Genomic DNA, 15,971 nt, shown 5'->3' with positions numbered 1-15,971 from the left:
AAATTCCCCTCCTGACGAGCTATTTTTTGCGGGTGGAGCCATTTGCAGATATAGGCTTCATTCGGCGCTTGATCTTCTTAAGCGGCATACGAATCATAAAATCCGTCCAATTCGTCAATCGATCGGGTATGATCGGACTGACATAAGGAACGCCAAAGCTCTTCAGCTTGACCAGATGGCTGCAGAGGAACAGGGCGAACAGAACAACCCCGTACAGCCCGAACACAGCTGCGGAGAACATGGCGGGAAAACGAAGCAGCCGCAACGATATCCCTGCGCTATATTGGGGAATGGCAAAGGAAGAGATAGCGGTCAACGCGACGACAATGACCATAATAGGACTGACGATTCCCGCTTGCACGGCAGCTTCTCCAATGACAAGACCGCCTACAATGCCAATCGTTGGGCCAATCTGCTTAGGCAAGCGCAGCCCGGCTTCCCGCAAAATCTCGATGGTTACTTCCATAATCAGAGCTTCAATAATCGCAGGAAAAGGAACGCCATCCCTTGTCCCCATAATGGATAAGGCCAGCTTGGTTGGGATCAGGCCTTGGTGAAAGGAGACGAATGAAATATACAAGGAGGGTCCAAAAAGCGAAATAGCTGCCGCAAGATAACGCAATAGGCGGAAGAGATAACTAGGCAGCCAGCGCTCATAGTAATCCTCCGGTGAATGCAGCATCATGCTGAATGTAACCGGGACAATCAAGGCAAAAGGCGTCCCGTCCAGCAGAATGGCGACGCGTCCATCCATCAAGGCGCTGAATACCCGGTCGGGGCGCTCGGTATTCTGTACTTGCGTGAATGGACTCAGATAGTTATCTTCGATGAGCTGCTCCACATAGCCTGATTCTGGTACATCATCAGCCTTTATATTTTGTATTCGTTTCTTCACTTCTTCGACCAGGTCAGGATCGGCAATATCCTTTATATACGCAATGACCAGCTCTTTTTTGGTGCGCTGCCCGACTTGCAGCTTCATGAAGGACAAGCTGGCATTTTCCCCGTGCTGCCGCAACAGGGCGGTGTTGTCGCATAATGTTTCTGTGAAGCCCAGCCGCGGACCTCTGACCGTGGCCTCCGACACCGGCTCTTCAATCTGGCGCGATTTCTCTTTGGTTGTTCCTAGAACAAGCGCATTCGGCAAGCCATCAATGAGCAGCGCGGTCGAGCCGGTCAATACTTTCGCGACCAAGCTCTTCAAGGCCTGCTCCTCGGCTACTTCGCCAATTGATAGAACACGGTTGGTGATAAAATCCCTCGACACAGCTCCGCCAGTAAAGCTCATCATTAAAGATTTAATAATGTGTTTGTCGATAAGCTCTCGGTCCGTCAGCCCTTCTACAAAAATAATGGCCGCACATACGTCTGTGCCTCCGATATGAAACTCTCTAAAATGCACATCCGAGTTATGGCCGATCTCGTTCCTCACAAGTGCAAGATCTATAGCAAAGTCACCGGTAAACCATTCAGGATCTGAGTTTTGTTTCATCTTTGATGTCCGCCATTTCGTTTTCTTCCTTTGCCGTGCAAATCCATTTATATATTTTGGCTATCCCATACGGGACTAAAAATGCGATAAAGCCTTGCAGAAATACGGTCCATTCAGGAAAATAAAAGATCATTTTTTTCCACATTGTCATCACCCTATTGCGTCAACAAACATGTTGTCTTTTATGAATCCATTATGAACTAAGCGCCCTCCATTTAAACTTGTGGCACATTACGACACCAATTGCAGATCGCTAATTCGCTGGTATACGGGAAGTGAGGCGGTGGTTTATTGCGAAAAAATAAGTGAGCTATGCAAAAAAGTTGCAATGTTAGTTAATGGGGGGAGTTTATGGGGAATCCTGCATTGTTAAAATCGCTGATTCGTTATTATTATTTTGCAGAAGCTATGGCTTTTTACGAAAAGTACTATGAGCCAATGAAGAAAAGTGTCCCAAAAGAAGTCATATACTCAAAATATGCTGATGTAGGCAGCTGGACATAGGGCAGAATATCATTTTCAAAGTTTTCAACAGAATTTGGAACTGTATCTCGGTCCCCATGACTTTTTTTGATTTAGCAAATTTGGTTAGAAGTTTTAATAGAAGAAGAATTCGGTAAATCTGAGTCAAGGCTTAATCATGCTATTTTTGACCTTTAAGATTCAGGGTTATAATGAGTGACCAGAACAAATTTTTTAGCAGAATAAAGTCCCTGCCTAATAAGGAGGGACTTTATTCTGCTATTCTTCTTAAGAGCCGATCACCGTCAGCTGCTTGGGATAGGAGGTCAGCACGTCCACGCCGTCTGGCATAACGAGCACATCGTCTTCAATTCGGACGCCGCCAACTGCCGGCACGTATATGCCTGGCTCGATCGTGAAGACCATGCCTGCGCGCAGGAGATCCTCATTCCGGCCATGGACGGACGGGTATTCGTGAATATCCATGCCAAGGCCATGTCCGAGCCGATGGTTAAAGTAGGGGCCGTAGCCTGCCGCTTCGATCGATTCGCGAGCCGTGCGGTCCAAGCTGCCGAAGGTTACGCCTTCGCGCGCAGCCTCAATCGCCAGGAGATTGGCATTCAGGACAGCGGCATAGATATTTTGGAGCTCTTCGGATATTTCGCCAACAGCGAATGTACGGGTTATGTCCGAAGCATAGCCATCAGCATATACCCCGAGATCGAACAGAAGGAGCTCGCCTTCGGCGATCTTCGTATGATCCGGCGTGCCGTGCGGCAAAGCCGACTTTATTCCGGCCAGCACCATCGTATCGAACGAAGGGCCTTGTGCGCCGAGCTTTTTCATTTGGAATTCCAGCTCTGCCACAAGCTCAATTTCGGTGACGCCTGGCCGTACTTTGGCTACGCCCGCTCTCAGCACATCCTCGACGATGCGCACTGCATGCTTCATGCGCGCCACTTCTTCCGGCGACTTGATGGCTCTCATCTCTCTTAGCGGCAAGCCGATATCGCTATAGCTCTCCGCGCTGACAGCGGCGCTGATCGCCTCGAAGCGGAGGACGCTCAAATCTTCCTTTTCCACGCCCAGATGGCGGATGCCGGAAGGCATGAGTTGGCCCAATATTTCGTATGCGTTATCCGTATCGCTATGCGTAAGGATGGACGTTACAGAGGAAGCCGCTTGGGCTGCCTCGTAATCGAGCGCCGGAACGAGCAGCTTGGCTTCTGCTCCTCTAGGCAGGAGCAGTCCAAGAAACCTCTCGTGGGGATTCGTGGCGAAGCCGGTTAAGTAATAGACATGCCGCGGCGATGTGATCAGTATGGCATCAAGATTGTGTGCATCCATATAAGATTGAAGTTTATCTATACGGGAAGTAGTCATATTAGGTTACCACCTTTCATTCTTATTGTAAGCACTCTGGTATGAAGTATCCAGTGCGGCCATTATGTACAAGTGTTTGTTCGGAGTTAGGTTTTGGACTTCCTCAGTAAGCGAGTAGTAGTGGTACACTTTTGCCATGTGAATCTGCAGCTGTGATGAGCTGCAAGCCGAGAAAGTCGGCATAGAGCGGTTGATCGCGCACCGCAGAGAGCTGCAGGCCGAGAAAGTCGGCATATAGCGGTTGATCGCGCGCCGCAGAGAGCTGCAGGCCGAGAAAGTCGGGATAGAGCGGTTGATCGCGCGCCGCGGAGAGCTGCAAGCCGAGAAAGTCGGCATAGAGCGGTTGACCGCGCGCCGCGGAGAGCTGCAGGCCGAGAAAGTCGGCATAGAGCGGTTGATCGCGCACCGCAGAGAGCTGCAAGCCGAGAAAGTCGGCATAGAGCGGTTGATCGCGCACCGCAGAGAGCTGCAGGCCGAGAAAGTCGGCATATAGCGGTTGATCGCGTGCCGCGGAGAGCTGCAGGCCGAGAAAGTCGGCATAGAGCGGTTGACCGCGCGCCGCGGAGAGCTGCAAGCCGGGCTCCCTCCGCAGAGCTAGATTGGTAAACTCGAAGGAGAGGGAGTATGTACAAAAAAACTACTCAACCCCTGACTTTTACGAAGGCTAGGGGTTATCCAGCAATTTATCCCGATATCGGCGGATCCGTATGCAAATCCGCATCCGGTGCAGTCTGTACCCAGCGGGTGAAGACAACCTCGAGTCCCGATCTTGTCGGGGCGCAGAAGAAAGGCCCGGCTTGCTTGCCAGCAGGGTAAGGAAAGCGGGCGACACGGATCGTTCGCCAGGCCTCAGAGCTGCAGCGAGCCCGCAGAATGACCGCATCCTTCATGCGGGAGGCGCGGATCGTAACTTCTTGTCCCGCCCAATCGGGCGCAGGAGCGAGCGACCAGTCCGAATAGCCGTCCGTGACGACGACGGCAAGGTGCGGAACACCGTCGTTCAGCTCGATGCCAGCCTTGATCCATTGCTCCTGGCCGTGCCATAGCATTAAGCCAGCTTGATCATACAGCTCGGTGAACGAATCGAGCCGGAACGTTACTTCAATCGCATGGCTATCCTCCCAAGGAGCAAGCAGCGCATGGCCGTTGCGGTGCTGGAACTCATACAGCGTTTTCTCCCAATAGTCGCTTCCTTTCTCGGCTGCCGCTCTCAGGCAGCCATCCTCGATGCTGACAGATACAGGTTGGGCTGTCCATGTCCCTTGCTCCCATGGAATATGCTTGGTATCCAGATCTATCCACTCCTTCTCTAGGTATGGCAAACAAATTACGAACCGCGTGCGGTGCTTTCTCTGAATGATGAGGGTCGAGCATCGCATGCTAGAGCATCTTCCATGCATGGCTGACGAAATTACTTCTACGGAGCACCTGCCAAGCATAGCGATCAAATTATATTTCCATGCTAGAGCACCCTCTCAATGCTTGTCAATTCCGGCTGTGTCCTGTACGGCTGCAATCGAGCGCTTGTCAATTCCGCCTGTTCAACAACCCAGCGCTTGTCAATTCCCATCCGTCTCCCCGCACAGATGCAATCACAGCGGGCATTTGGTATGCTAGGGATACAGTTTTTTTGCCTAGACATCTAGAGGACGAAAGCGACAGGAAGGGGAATGACAATGGATACATTCGAACAACAATTAAATAAATATGCGGAGCTGGTCGTCAGAGTCGGTGTGAACATTCAGGCCGGGCAGGTGCTGATTGTCCATGCGCCGATCGAGACGGCTGAGCTTACGAGACTGATCGTCGCAAAAGCTTACGAGGCGGGAGCCAAGTATGTCATTGTAGAATGGGATGACGATGCCGTTACCCGCGCGCGTTACGAGCATGCGTCTGAGGATTCCTTCGACTATTACCCGCAGTGGCAAGCGGACAGCATGGTTCACTTTGCCGAAGAGGGCGGAGCAATTCTTCACATTAAGGTGCCGAATCCGGAGCTGTTCCAAGGCATCGACTCCTCCAAAGTGTCGAGGGCGGTCAAGGCGGCTGCCATTGCGCGCAAGGAATATTCGACGTATACGCGCAACAGCAAGATCAGCTGGTCGCTGATCAAAGCGCCTACCCGCGCATGGGCGGACAAAGTATTCGCCGACCTGCCGAAGGAAGAGCGCGTAGACGCCATGTGGGAGGCGGTATTCCGCATGGCGCGCGTCAATACGGAGGATCCGATCGCCGCATGGCGGGACCATATCGCGCAATTGAAGCAAAGCCAGAATCGCCTGAACGAGAAGAGATATAAGAGCCTCCACTACCGGGCGCCCGGCACAGATATCCGTGTAGAGCTGCCAGAGGGCCATATCTGGCGCGGCGGCGGCGGGGAGAACGAGAAGGGCGTATATTTCGTTGCCAATATGCCGACCGAAGAAGTGTATACGATGCCGCATCGCTTGGGTGTGAACGGGACGGTGAAAAGCACGCTGCCGCTTAACTTGAACGGCCGTCTGGTCGAAGGGATTACGTTTACGTTCCAAGATGGCAAGGTCGTGGCGTATGATGCCGAGTCGGGCAAGGAGCATCTGACTTCGTTGCTGGAGACGGATGAAGGAGCATCCTACTTGGGGGAAATCGCCTTGGTGCCTCATGATTCCCCGATCTCGAATATGAACCGGGTATTCTACAACACCGGGATCGATGAGAACGCATCCTGCCATTTCGCGCTCGGCAGCGCGTATCCAGTCAATCTGGATGGCGGAACCAAGCTTGCGAATGAGCAGCTGGTGGAGCGCGGGGCGAACGTCAGCTTGACCCATGTGGACTTCATGATTGGCTGCGCAGAGCTTGATATCGACGGTGAGCTGCCGGACGGTACCATCGAGCCTGTCTTCCGGAGGGGCAATTGGGCTCACTAGAATAGACGCAAAGAAACCGTCAGAGCGGTGAACTGCATCTCTATCTATAGAGAATGCAGTCCACGCGGCTGACGGTTTCTTCTTATTTAAGTATTAGAGGAAGCGTGCATATGTCGTTAAATCTGCAAGCGAGCCGCTGTGCGAATAGCGGATGATATAAGTGCCTTGTGTGAAGTTGGTATTGAAGTTAATTGTATAATTGACAACCGTTGGATTCGTATAGATATTCGTACGGCTGCTTTCGACGAGAACTTCCGTACCGCCTGTTACGCGATAGACATTAGCAAATACTACTCCTGCTGGAGGATTGCCGCTGAAGTAGGCCGAGCCCGTAATGATAAGCGTGCCTTGGCCCGTTACCGTATCCGTATGGTTGAGCGGAACGGATGCGCTCGCAACAGCAGAAGTCATGAGAAGCATAACAACAGTCATGAGCAGGATAGCTACCTTTTTCAATTTCATTCATATCGCCCTTTCAAATTGGAGGATGGTAGAAGGAGTACCTCTCTAGGTGCATGAATGCTGGCCAGCGTTCTGTTTTGTTGTGAAAACCCTTCTGCGTTTCATTATACTTAGCATACAGGTTGAATATGTGAATATTCTTGTTGAAATATGGCTAATAATTTGTTTCACGTATAGGGCTTCCATGTAATCTTTTATTTCTGTGAAAAAAAAGGCCTGCTGGACGGAATATTCAACTTCCATTAGCTAGAAGTAATGAGAAAAGTGAATCCTTTTGCCCAAAAATCAGGTACTATTAGAATACAGAGCAGCACATGCTGAAGGAGGGATTGGTCTATGGGTATCCTATCCAGATTTAAAATGATTATGTCGAGCAATGTGAACGCCAGTCTGAAGCGGTCAGACGATCCGGTGAAGGCGTTGAATGAATATATGAGGAGCCTGAATTCGGACTTGGGCCAAGTCAAAGCAGAGATGAGCGCAATGGCGGCGGATGAGAGCAGGGCAAGAAGAGAGCTTGACGAATGCCGGGCTGAGATTCGGAAGCTGCAGCGTTACGCGGAGAAGATGGTGCAGGATGGCCGGGACGATGAAGCCCGGCGTTTCCTCGAGATGAAGGCGGCGGAGGCGACAAAGGAGATTTCCTTGCAGTCTGCATACGATCAGATAGCGGCTAATGCGCAGCGAATGAGACAGCTGCGGGATAAGCTTTCGTCCGACATCGGAACGCTGGAAGCGCGCGTGCTGGAAGCGAAGGGAAGGCTTGCCTCTGTGCAATCCGAGAAGAAGATGGGCGGGGCGGGAATCAGCGCCCTGGAAGAGAAAGCGGAGCAAGCGTATTACGAAGCGCTGGCAATGGCAGAGCTGCAGAAGGATGAGAGCAGCGATCTGGACGAGCGGTTCGCCGAGCTGGAGAGAGGCAAGGCGGACAGTCCTGCCGATGAGCTGGCTGAACTGAAGAAGAAGCTGAACAACCAGGATTAATCATACATCAGGCAGGTGAGGGGATTGGCAGTATTAGACTACAAATGTCCGAATTGCGGCGGGGAAATGACATTCGACAGCGCATCGGGCATGCTGGCCTGTGGAAGCTGCGGAAGAAAGGACAATATTGAGCAGTATGCGGACGCGCCGCGCTCTTCGGTATCTGCCCAGAGCCAGATGAAGGAATACCAGTGCAACAGCTGCGGAGCCGTCATTGTTACTGAACCCGAGACGACGGCGACAACATGCAGCTTCTGCAATTCAAGCGTCGTCCTGATCGACCGGATAGCAGGCCAATTCGCTCCGTCGAAGGTCATCCCCTTTGCGATTAGCAAAGATCAGGCGCAGAAGGCATTCCAGAAATGGTGCAAGAACGGGCGTCTGACGCCAGGGGGCTTCATGCAGGCGAACCGGATTAAAGGCATCACGGGCCTATATGTCCCATTCTGGCTGTATGATCTGCACAGCGACGTTGAGGTGCGGGCGCATGGCACGAGGGTGCGATCCTACACGAGCGGAGATTATTTCTATACGGAGACGCAGCATTTTGATGTATACCGGGACATTACGCTCGATTATGTGAAGGTTCCCGTAGACGCGTCTGAGAAGATGAACGACGAGCTGATGGATAAGCTGGAGCCGTTCCCGTACGATCAGCTGAAGGACTTCAAGACGCCTTATCTCGCCGGATACATCGCGGAGAAATACAATTACGACAATAACCAGCTCATGCCCCGGGCGCAGCATAAGGTTGATGGATTCATTGAATCATATGTACGCTCGACGATGTCGGGATACCATACGGTAACGTACAAGAGCAAGGATGTTGACACCACCGCGCGCAAGGCGGAGCATGTGCTGCTGCCGGTGTGGGTGTTCCATTATGATTACAACCGGAAGAAATATACGTTTGCCATGAACGGCCAGACGGGCAAGGTCGTCGGACATCCGCCGATTAGCAAGGGCAAAATGTTTATGTGGTTTTCTGGTATCTTCCTGGCATCCCTCATTGCGATGAAAGGGATCTCCTTGGCGATGGGAGGCGGTTTCTGGTGATGAGGAGAAGACGGTATTTGGGAGCAGTCATGCTCATAGCCATGCTGGTCGCATGGGCTTCGCCATTCTTGGCGTCCGCCGCGTATGCGGCTGAGCCGAAGCGGATGGTCTATGACGATGCCAACCTGCTGGATGCAGACGAGAGACTGCTGCTCGAAAGCGCAGCTGCAAGGCACGCGGAGAAGCGGGATACGGACTTTATTATTTATACGACGAATAACGAGAAGAACGTTGATGTAGTAAAGCTGACCCAGGATTTCTATGACAGCAAGAAGCTGGGGTATGACAAGCCTCACGGCAACGCAGTTATTCTGACGATGGATATGAGGAACAGAGAGGTCTATCTTGCCGGCTTCTACAAAGCGAAGACGCTGCTGGATGACGGCAGGCTGGACAAAATCCGCAACAAGATTACGCCTGATTTGAGTGGCGGCTATTATTACTCTGCGTTTTCTAAATATATGAATACGGCAGATCGTTATATGGGGTTTAAGCCGGGCACAAATCCGGATAACATTATATTTAACGGCTGGTTTCAGCTGGCAGTCGCTTTTTTCATCGCGTTGTTTATCGTATGGGGAATGAAGGCGAATGCAGGCGGACGCGTCACCGTGAACGCGGGAACGTATGCGAATGCAGGCACTTCAGGCATTATCGACAAGCATGATATCTATCTGCGCACGACGGTCACGAAGAAGCCGATACCGAAGCCGAGCAGCAGCGGAGGCGGCAGAGGCGGTGGAGGAGGTACAACCTCGGGCGGGCACTCGCATAGCGGCAGCAGAGGATCATTTTAACCTGGAAGGGAATGAGCAGTCTTATGTCATTTTTCAGAAATCAATTTGCCAATGTTGTGGAATGGGAAGAGTTTCGCGATGATATGATATTTTGGAAGTGGAGCAACAACGAGATTAAGAAAGGAAGCAAGCTGATTATACGTCCTGGACAAGACGCGATCTTCGTCCATAACGGGAAGATCGAAGGGATCTTCCAGGATGAAGGAGAATACGCGGTTGATTCGCAGATCATCCCGTTCCTCTCTACGCTGAAAGGCTTTAAGTTCGGCTTCAACAGCGGCATGCGGGTGGAAGTCGTCTTCGTCAATACGAAGGAGTTCACGGTCAGATGGGGAACGCAAAACCCGATTCTCATTCCGACGCCCCAGCTGCCGGGCGGATTGCCGATTCGCGCGAATGGCACCTTCGTGTTCAAGGTCAAGGATTACGTGACGTTTATTGATAAGATCGCGGGTGTAAGAGAAAGCTACCTGGTGGAGGATGTGCGTCTCAGAATCGTGTCGGTGCTGGATCAGCTGCTGATGAAGTGGATCAGCACGGAAGGCAAAGATATGTTCAATTTGCAGGCGAATGCTCATGCCATCTCCAGAGGCATCCGCGAGGATCTGGATATGGAGCTGTTGGCAAGCGGAATCAGCATCACTGGCTTCCAGGTGATGAGCTTCAACTACCCGCCGGAAATTCAGCAAATGATTACAAAGACGGCATCCCACAGCATGATCGGCGATATGCAGCGCTACCAGCAAGTCTCGATGGTCGACGGCATGGCTTCGGGCAAGATGCAAGGCGGCGGCGCTGCGGCCGATATGGCCAGCATGATGATGGGCATGAACATTGCCAAAGAGATGATGCAGAACATGAACCCGAATTCGAATGGAGGCGGCAATGCGCAGCAGCCGGCCCAGAACGGACAACAGCAGCCAGCGGCTCAGCAACAGCCATCCGGGCAGCAGCAACCGGCAAGCCAGCCGGCAGCTCAAGGCGGGGCCAAGCCGAACTTCTGCCCCAACTGCGGAACGAAGACAGAAGGGGCTAATTTCTGCTCCAACTGCGGCCAGAAGCTGGGTTAAAGGCCTTCAGTTGCGGCATGCTTGAGCGGCGACCGAATACGGATGCAAGATACGAAAGCTGATTCCGGTTTCCCGGGGTCAGCTTTTTTTTGGCGGCGGGATCAGAGTGGGGATGTTTTGCTTAGTGGAGATGTTCATTTATAATAGGGAAAGCGAATAGGTTCGGTTGTAGAATGTAAAGCAGGAGGCTGTAACCCATGGAGATTGATGACCCGAAGCAGGTCGTGTTGCAAGTAGGCTCTGTTCTGAAGAAGCTGCGGAAGGACAAGGGACTGAGTCTGGAGGAGCTGGCGCAGGTGACGGGTGTCAGCAAGCTGACCCTGGGCAATATTGAGCGAGGAGATACAAATCCGACAATCGGCATGCTGTGGAAAATATCCAATAGCCTCTCGGTGCCGTTGATGGCGTTGTTCTCCGATTCAAGCGATGTTCAGGTGTCGCGAGCAGGGGAAGGGCTTAGAATTGCCGGCGATGACGATGCTTGGGTAATAGAGCCGATCTTCCAGCAAAGTCGCCTGAATATCGAGATGTGCCGGGCGTATTTGCAGCCGAATAGCACTTATTATCCTGAAAAACATCATCCGCATTCGACGGAGGTTGCGACGGTCATGACCGGCCAAGTGGAAATTCGTGTGAATGATGAAAGCTATAGACTGAGTGCTTTCGATTCCATTAGCTTTCGCGCAGATGATACGCATTCCTACACGAATCTAAGCGATGAGCTTGCGGTATTGCATATTATTTTGAGATACAACTAATGTGCAGCTTTCATGCTGTGATTATACGTTCCAACCCTCAATCGTATGGATTGAGGGTTTTTGATGTTGAGGCGATTGCATCCGTGGAAAAAAACGAGAGTAGACGAGTTGATATTTGTATAGTATGATGTGTTATAAATATTGTTAAGTATATTATAATATATAATTTAATGAGTCTGGTTCGTTTAAAGCGAGACTCCAACAGGAGGAGTGCAACATGAATACAACAGAACGCGTGCAAGAGCAGTTAGGAGAACGCAGAGGCACAGGCCGCCAATCGGCAGCTCTATGGCTTATAATCGGCATCGTCTTTATTGCTATGAATATGAGGGCTCCGCTTACTTCGGTAGGCCCGCTGTCGGAGCTTATTCGGACGGACCTCGGCTTGACCGGAGTTTGGGCGGGAATGATCACGACATTGCCGCTGCTGGCCTTTGCTCTGCTGTCCCCGTTTGTGCCTCGTCTCGGAGGACGTTATGGCATTGAACCCCTGATGCTTATTGCCGTCTTGTTTTTATTCCTGGGGGTCATGATCCGTTCCGTATCCGGTACAGCCGCCTTGTTCGCCGGTACAGCCATCTTGGGACTAGCCATTGCAGTATGCAATGTATTGCTTCCGGGTCTGATCAAGCGGGATTTTCCCGATCGGCTGGGCGTTATGACAGGCGTATACTCCATCGCTATGAATCTGTGTGGAGCGATTGCTTCGGGCATTAGCGTTCCGCTTGCCGTCAAGGCAGGGCTGGGATGGAAGGGGGCGCTTGGGATATGGGGCATCCTGGGCTTCATCGCGCTGCTGGCATGGCTTCCGCAAATCCGCTCTCGCAGGGCTGTCGCATCCGTGAGCCATTCGAAGGAGCGCCGCGTGAATGTATGGCGATCTCCGTTAGCATGGCAAATTACGCTGTTCATGGGGATACAGTCCATGCTGTTCTATGTATTGATTGCCTGGCTTCCCGATATGCTTCGCCTGCAGGGCGTAAGTTCGGATCAATCCGGCTGGCTGCTGTCTATTATGCAATTGGCAGTGCTGCCGCTTACGTTTATTATTCCGGTCATCGCGGGACGTATGGCTAATCAGCGCATTTTGGTTGCGACAACGACCGTGCTTCTATTAGCGGGAACGCTCGGCTTGCTCCTTGGCAGCTCTCATTTGCTGATCGTGTGGATCATATTGCTTGGGATGGGCATAGGCTTTGCCTTTAGCCTGGCGATGATGTTCTTCGGCTTGCGCACGAGGACATCCAGACAGGCAGCGGAGCTGTCCGGCATGGCTCAATCGGTAGGGTATTTGCTCGCCGCGGCAGGCCCGGCGTTATTTGGTTACTTGCATGACGCTACTGGCAGCTGGAATGCGCCTCTGATAATCCTAGTTGCCTCATCCATCCTGCTCGGGGTGGTCGGACTTGGCGCTGCGCGGAATCGTTACGTGGAATAGAGAGAAGTCTTTAGGTAGAGGGTTGAATCTATTCCAATTTGTTGATTTTAAGGAAGTGCTGATAGGTAGGGAGGAGTTACAGGGGTTCATTCCAAGGGGAAGCCTGCGAATTAAGGCTCTGCGCTGCAGGGAGTTACGAAGCGAGAGCCTCATTCGTAATGGTGGCGATATCGATAGGGGATCTTGCGCCTTCACTGACCATGTCGGGCAGGATGTGCTGTAGAAAGTAAGCGACGCAATGGAGTTTAATGCCTTTGATTTTAATCAGCGCGCTGCGGTACATGACGATAAATTCCTTCTCCGTATTGCCCCGTTGCAGCTCTGCAAATGCTTCGTAGATCTGGTCCAGCTTATCTGCCACTTCGAGAATCTGGCCTTCGACAGAGTCATCCTTGCCCTCGCGCAGTTGTCTGCGGAAGATCGGCTTGAACTCCTCTGGAATATGCTCATCGATAAAATGCGCAACCATGCCTTCCTCCACCTGCTGAAGCATCGAGCGAAGCTCAAGCGAATAATGCTTCACGGGCGTTTTGATATCCCCGATAAAAATCTCGCCGTAATCATGGCTGCTAGTAATCTCGTAGAGCTTCTTCCAATCTACTGTGACGCCATGGCTTTCTTCAATGTCCGCAAGTGTCTTGGCGTATTGGACCACCTTCCAGGAATGCGCCGATACGCTATGCTCTTGAAATTTGAACTTTCCGGGACAGCGGATAATGCGCTCCAGATCGGTCAGCGACTGAAAATACGTATGAATGCCCATAGTGTTGTGTTCCTTTCTTAATAGAATGAAATAAGTGCTTGATGAGGTTAAGTATAAATACTGTTTGTTAATGGATGATTAATTATGCTGCAGGAATTGTAAAACCCGCAAAATGGACGCTCGTCCATCTTGCGGGCTTTAACATAGCGCTTTGTTGCATGACAGAGGAGTGTCACTTAAAGCCAGTTAACAGAGTTATGATTAGACCTCGCGAATGAGTCTGCGAAGGCGTCTAATAAGGCGTCTCAGTCTGCGGATTTCACGGCGATCGGCTCCACGGCGAATCAAACGGCGAAGACGTCTGATCAGGCGTCTAATCAGACGTCTGATTCTGCGGTTTCTGCGATCACGACCTCTTCCGTCGTGGCGTCCGCATTCGCGCTCCCGTTCGAAACGCTCAAAGTCAAAGCGGTCAAAATCGAAATCATCAAAATCAAAATCGTCGAAGTCGTTGAAATCAAAATCTTCATCGTCAAATCGGTTGCTGATTTCTGCTTTTTTACTCATTATCCATCCACCTCTCTGCAAGAATAGTTCATTTTATTCAGTAGATTTGAGATGGTATAGATAGATTAATAGGGAGATTAATTGATTTTATTCCGCGTTTGTATGGAAAAGCAGACGGTTGTCCTGAAGCTTGAGAAATTTGGGGTTTGCCCCAAGATGCAAAAAACCTGTAAGAGAGGCATCTGCCGTCTTACAGGTTTTCTCTTGCATTAGCCCCGATCTTCCAGTCTGCGAATGAGTCTGCGGATGCGTCTGATGAGGCGTCTTAATCTGCGGATTTCACGGCGGTCGGCGCCGCGGCGGATGAGTCTGCGAAGGCGTCTAATAAGGCGTCTCAACAGGCGTCTGAGTCTGCGGAGCTGACGGCGTCTGTCGCGGCCTCCATTGCGGCCTCTGTTGCGATCTTCCTCGAAGTCGTTAAAGTCTTCAAAATCGAAGTCATCGAAGTCATCCTCATCATCAAATCGGTTGCTGATCTCTACATTTTTGCTCATGCCTAAGTCCCCCCTTCCTACTAGCGATTAGTACATGATATTCAATAATTAAGAGATGGTATGGATAGATTGATAGGGAGATTTAACCGAATCTTTCGGAGAAAATGTGCGAATATTAAAACGATTAATAATTTTCAGGGAAGAAGCATTTCGGCATAGGTAGTGGTATAGTAATCAGGAGGGTAAGGTGCGACCGTTAATTTTTTGCAAGAGATGGAGAGGAATATTACTATCGTGAACAAGGAACAAAACATAGCAATGAACAGTGATTATGTATTGGAATCTGTATCGGGGTTGGGATTGAACGATGTATTCAAGCAGCAGAAAAAAGACAGCCTTATGCAAAAGGCAAGCGCTAACGCCATAGTTGGCCGCTCGAAGTTAAACAAGGCCGACCTGGCATCCGCATTAGCGGAGGCTATTGTTCAGCCGGAGGCATTGCAGAACATGCTTCTGCTTATGCATAACGACGAGTTCGATTTCTATCAGGATCTGCTGAAGTCGGAGTCTCTAACCATAAGTGAACACATGCCTGTACACTTAAGCTATTTAATTGATAAGGGCGTTCTGGTCTGCGTCATACACGAAGGGCAGTTTGGTTATTTTATACCGCTTGAAGTGAAAGAAGCGCTGAAGAAGCTGGATTGGACGCATGTGCACCAGACAAGGGCTTACGAGCAAGGGGTGCTGGACTACATGAGCGCTTCCGTTCATCTATACGGCGCTTGCAAACCGGAGCGGGTTGTGGAGATTTATAATTCACATCAGGCCGATTCGATTACGCGTCAGGATCTGCGCACAATCAGTAAGTTCCACAGCATGAGGGAGCAGCCATTCATATGGCATAAGAACGGCTATCTGGTTGATACGTATTATGGGGATGGAAGCAACGCTGAGCTTGAAGAGCTTCTGGCGAAAGTTAAGGATAAGTCGTATTATGTGCCAAGCCAAGAGGAGTTTCTGAAGTACGCCAATCCTGCACATTATGAGATGACCTCGCAGTTGCATATACTGAAGCTGTTTATTCAGAAGGAGCTGGAGCAGAGGGAAGGCATTGCGAACTTGATGATGGGCAATATCCAGCTTATGCTCTCATGGGAAAGCGGGATGGAAGAGGTTCTGAATGAGCTTACGGACAGAGGGATTGCATTCCAGGATCTCAATCAGGCGAAAAAGTTCGTTAGCCTGGTAACGGAGGCTGCGCAGCATACAAGAGTGTGGTCCAACGGCGGATACACGGCGGCTGAATTGAGCGAGGCGGCGAGCCTTGCGAAACCAGCGGTACGCCAGCATTTGAACCCGGTGAAAATCGGGCGCAATGACGCCTGCTACTGTGGCAGCGGGAAAAAGTACAAAAAATGCTGCAGCGCGTAGGCTGCAGCTGATATTCGACGTA

Annotated in this window: 16 protein-coding genes; 8 read left to right on the top strand and 8 right to left on the bottom strand. The window is 51.0% G+C overall.

Annotated features, from left to right (window positions below):
• Window positions 1-19: 19 nt before the first annotated feature.
• From D3P09_RS12880 to D3P09_RS12865, 4 genes are all read right to left on the bottom strand, one after another.
• Complete coding sequence (locus tag D3P09_RS12880; RefSeq protein ID WP_120110340.1) at window positions 20-1,492, bottom strand: spore germination protein; 1,473 nt, start codon at window positions 1,490-1,492, stop codon at window positions 20-22.
• Window positions 1,493-2,242: 750 nt separating this feature from the next.
• The gene (locus tag D3P09_RS12875) at window positions 2,243-3,337 is read right to left on the bottom strand and encodes a M24 family metallopeptidase (protein ID WP_120110338.1); all 1,095 of its coding nucleotides are present in this window, start codon (window positions 3,335-3,337) and stop codon (window positions 2,243-2,245) included.
• Window positions 3,338-3,440: 103 nt separating this feature from the next.
• Window positions 3,441-3,911, bottom strand: coding sequence for a hypothetical protein (locus D3P09_RS12870; protein WP_120110335.1), 471 nt, complete (start codon window positions 3,909-3,911; stop codon window positions 3,441-3,443).
• A gap of 109 nt (window positions 3,912-4,020) precedes the next feature.
• Complete coding sequence (locus D3P09_RS12865) at window positions 4,021-4,629, bottom strand: DUF1349 domain-containing protein (RefSeq protein ID WP_424452402.1); 609 nt, start codon at window positions 4,627-4,629, stop codon at window positions 4,021-4,023.
• Window positions 4,630-5,013: 384 nt separating this feature from the next.
• On the opposite strand from D3P09_RS12865, the gene D3P09_RS12860 reads away from it, so the two are divergent.
• Window positions 5,014-6,246, top strand: a complete 1,233-nt coding sequence (locus D3P09_RS12860) for an aminopeptidase (RefSeq protein ID WP_120110331.1) — start codon at window positions 5,014-5,016, stop codon at window positions 6,244-6,246.
• A 93-nt stretch (window positions 6,247-6,339) separates the two neighbouring features.
• Here the strand turns inward: D3P09_RS12860 and D3P09_RS12855 are convergent, their stop codons facing one another.
• A complete protein-coding gene (locus tag D3P09_RS12855) occupies window positions 6,340-6,708 on the bottom strand; it encodes a hypothetical protein (protein ID WP_120110328.1) in 369 nt (122 codons plus the stop codon).
• Window positions 6,709-7,044: 336 nt separating this feature from the next.
• On the opposite strand from D3P09_RS12855, the gene D3P09_RS12850 reads away from it, so the two are divergent.
• From D3P09_RS12850 to D3P09_RS12825, 6 genes are all read left to right on the top strand, one after another.
• Window positions 7,045-7,692 carry a PspA/IM30 family protein gene (locus D3P09_RS12850; protein ID WP_120110326.1) on the top strand — a complete coding sequence of 216 codons (648 nt, stop codon included), beginning with the start codon at window positions 7,045-7,047 and terminating at the stop codon, window positions 7,690-7,692.
• Window positions 7,693-7,716: 24 nt separating this feature from the next.
• Window positions 7,717-8,748: a TFIIB-type zinc ribbon-containing protein gene (locus tag D3P09_RS12845; RefSeq protein ID WP_120110324.1), complete on the top strand. Its 1,032-nt coding sequence runs from the start codon at window positions 7,717-7,719 to the stop codon at window positions 8,746-8,748.
• The gene (locus D3P09_RS12840; RefSeq protein ID WP_120110322.1) at window positions 8,748-9,545 is read left to right on the top strand and encodes a TPM domain-containing protein; all 798 of its coding nucleotides are present in this window, start codon (window positions 8,748-8,750) and stop codon (window positions 9,543-9,545) included. Before D3P09_RS12845 ends, D3P09_RS12840 begins: the two co-directional genes overlap by 1 nt.
• Window positions 9,546-9,568: 23 nt before the next feature.
• Window positions 9,569-10,615: an SPFH domain-containing protein gene (locus tag D3P09_RS12835; RefSeq protein WP_120110319.1), complete on the top strand. Its 1,047-nt coding sequence runs from the start codon at window positions 9,569-9,571 to the stop codon at window positions 10,613-10,615.
• Between the two features lie 197 nt (window positions 10,616-10,812).
• Window positions 10,813-11,373 (top strand): helix-turn-helix domain-containing protein, encoded by a 561-nt coding sequence (locus tag D3P09_RS12830; protein ID WP_120110317.1) that lies wholly within the window; start codon window positions 10,813-10,815, stop codon window positions 11,371-11,373.
• Window positions 11,374-11,590: 217 nt separating this feature from the next.
• On the top strand, window positions 11,591-12,811 hold the full coding sequence (locus tag D3P09_RS12825; RefSeq protein WP_120110314.1) for a CynX/NimT family MFS transporter: 1,221 nt from the start codon (window positions 11,591-11,593) through the stop codon (window positions 12,809-12,811).
• Window positions 12,812-12,944: 133 nt separating this feature from the next.
• On the opposite strand, the gene D3P09_RS12820 is transcribed toward D3P09_RS12825, so the two are convergent.
• The 3 genes from D3P09_RS12820 to D3P09_RS12810 form a co-directional block, all read right to left on the bottom strand.
• Entirely contained in the window at window positions 12,945-13,574 is a 630-nt protein-coding gene (locus D3P09_RS12820; protein WP_120110312.1) for an HD domain-containing protein, read from the bottom strand.
• Window positions 13,575-13,775: 201 nt separating this feature from the next.
• Window positions 13,776-14,081 carry a hypothetical protein gene (locus tag D3P09_RS12815; protein WP_120110310.1) on the bottom strand — a complete coding sequence of 102 codons (306 nt, stop codon included), beginning with the start codon at window positions 14,079-14,081 and terminating at the stop codon, window positions 13,776-13,778.
• Between the two features lie 209 nt (window positions 14,082-14,290).
• Complete coding sequence (locus D3P09_RS12810) at window positions 14,291-14,575, bottom strand: hypothetical protein (protein ID WP_120110308.1); 285 nt, start codon at window positions 14,573-14,575, stop codon at window positions 14,291-14,293.
• A gap of 234 nt (window positions 14,576-14,809) precedes the next feature.
• Here D3P09_RS12810 and D3P09_RS12805 point away from each other — a divergent pair, with 234 nt between their 5' ends.
• Window positions 14,810-15,949 carry a YecA family protein gene (locus D3P09_RS12805; RefSeq protein ID WP_165867418.1) on the top strand — a complete coding sequence of 380 codons (1,140 nt, stop codon included), beginning with the start codon at window positions 14,810-14,812 and terminating at the stop codon, window positions 15,947-15,949.
• Window positions 15,950-15,971: the final 22 nt, after the last annotated feature.

It is taken from the genome of Paenibacillus pinisoli (assembly GCF_003605435.1).
In the GTDB taxonomy this organism is placed as follows: domain Bacteria; phylum Bacillota; class Bacilli; order Paenibacillales; family Paenibacillaceae; genus Pristimantibacillus; species Pristimantibacillus pinisoli.
Note: the sequence above shows the minus strand (reverse complement) of the source record. Positions and strands in the feature narration are given on the sequence as shown.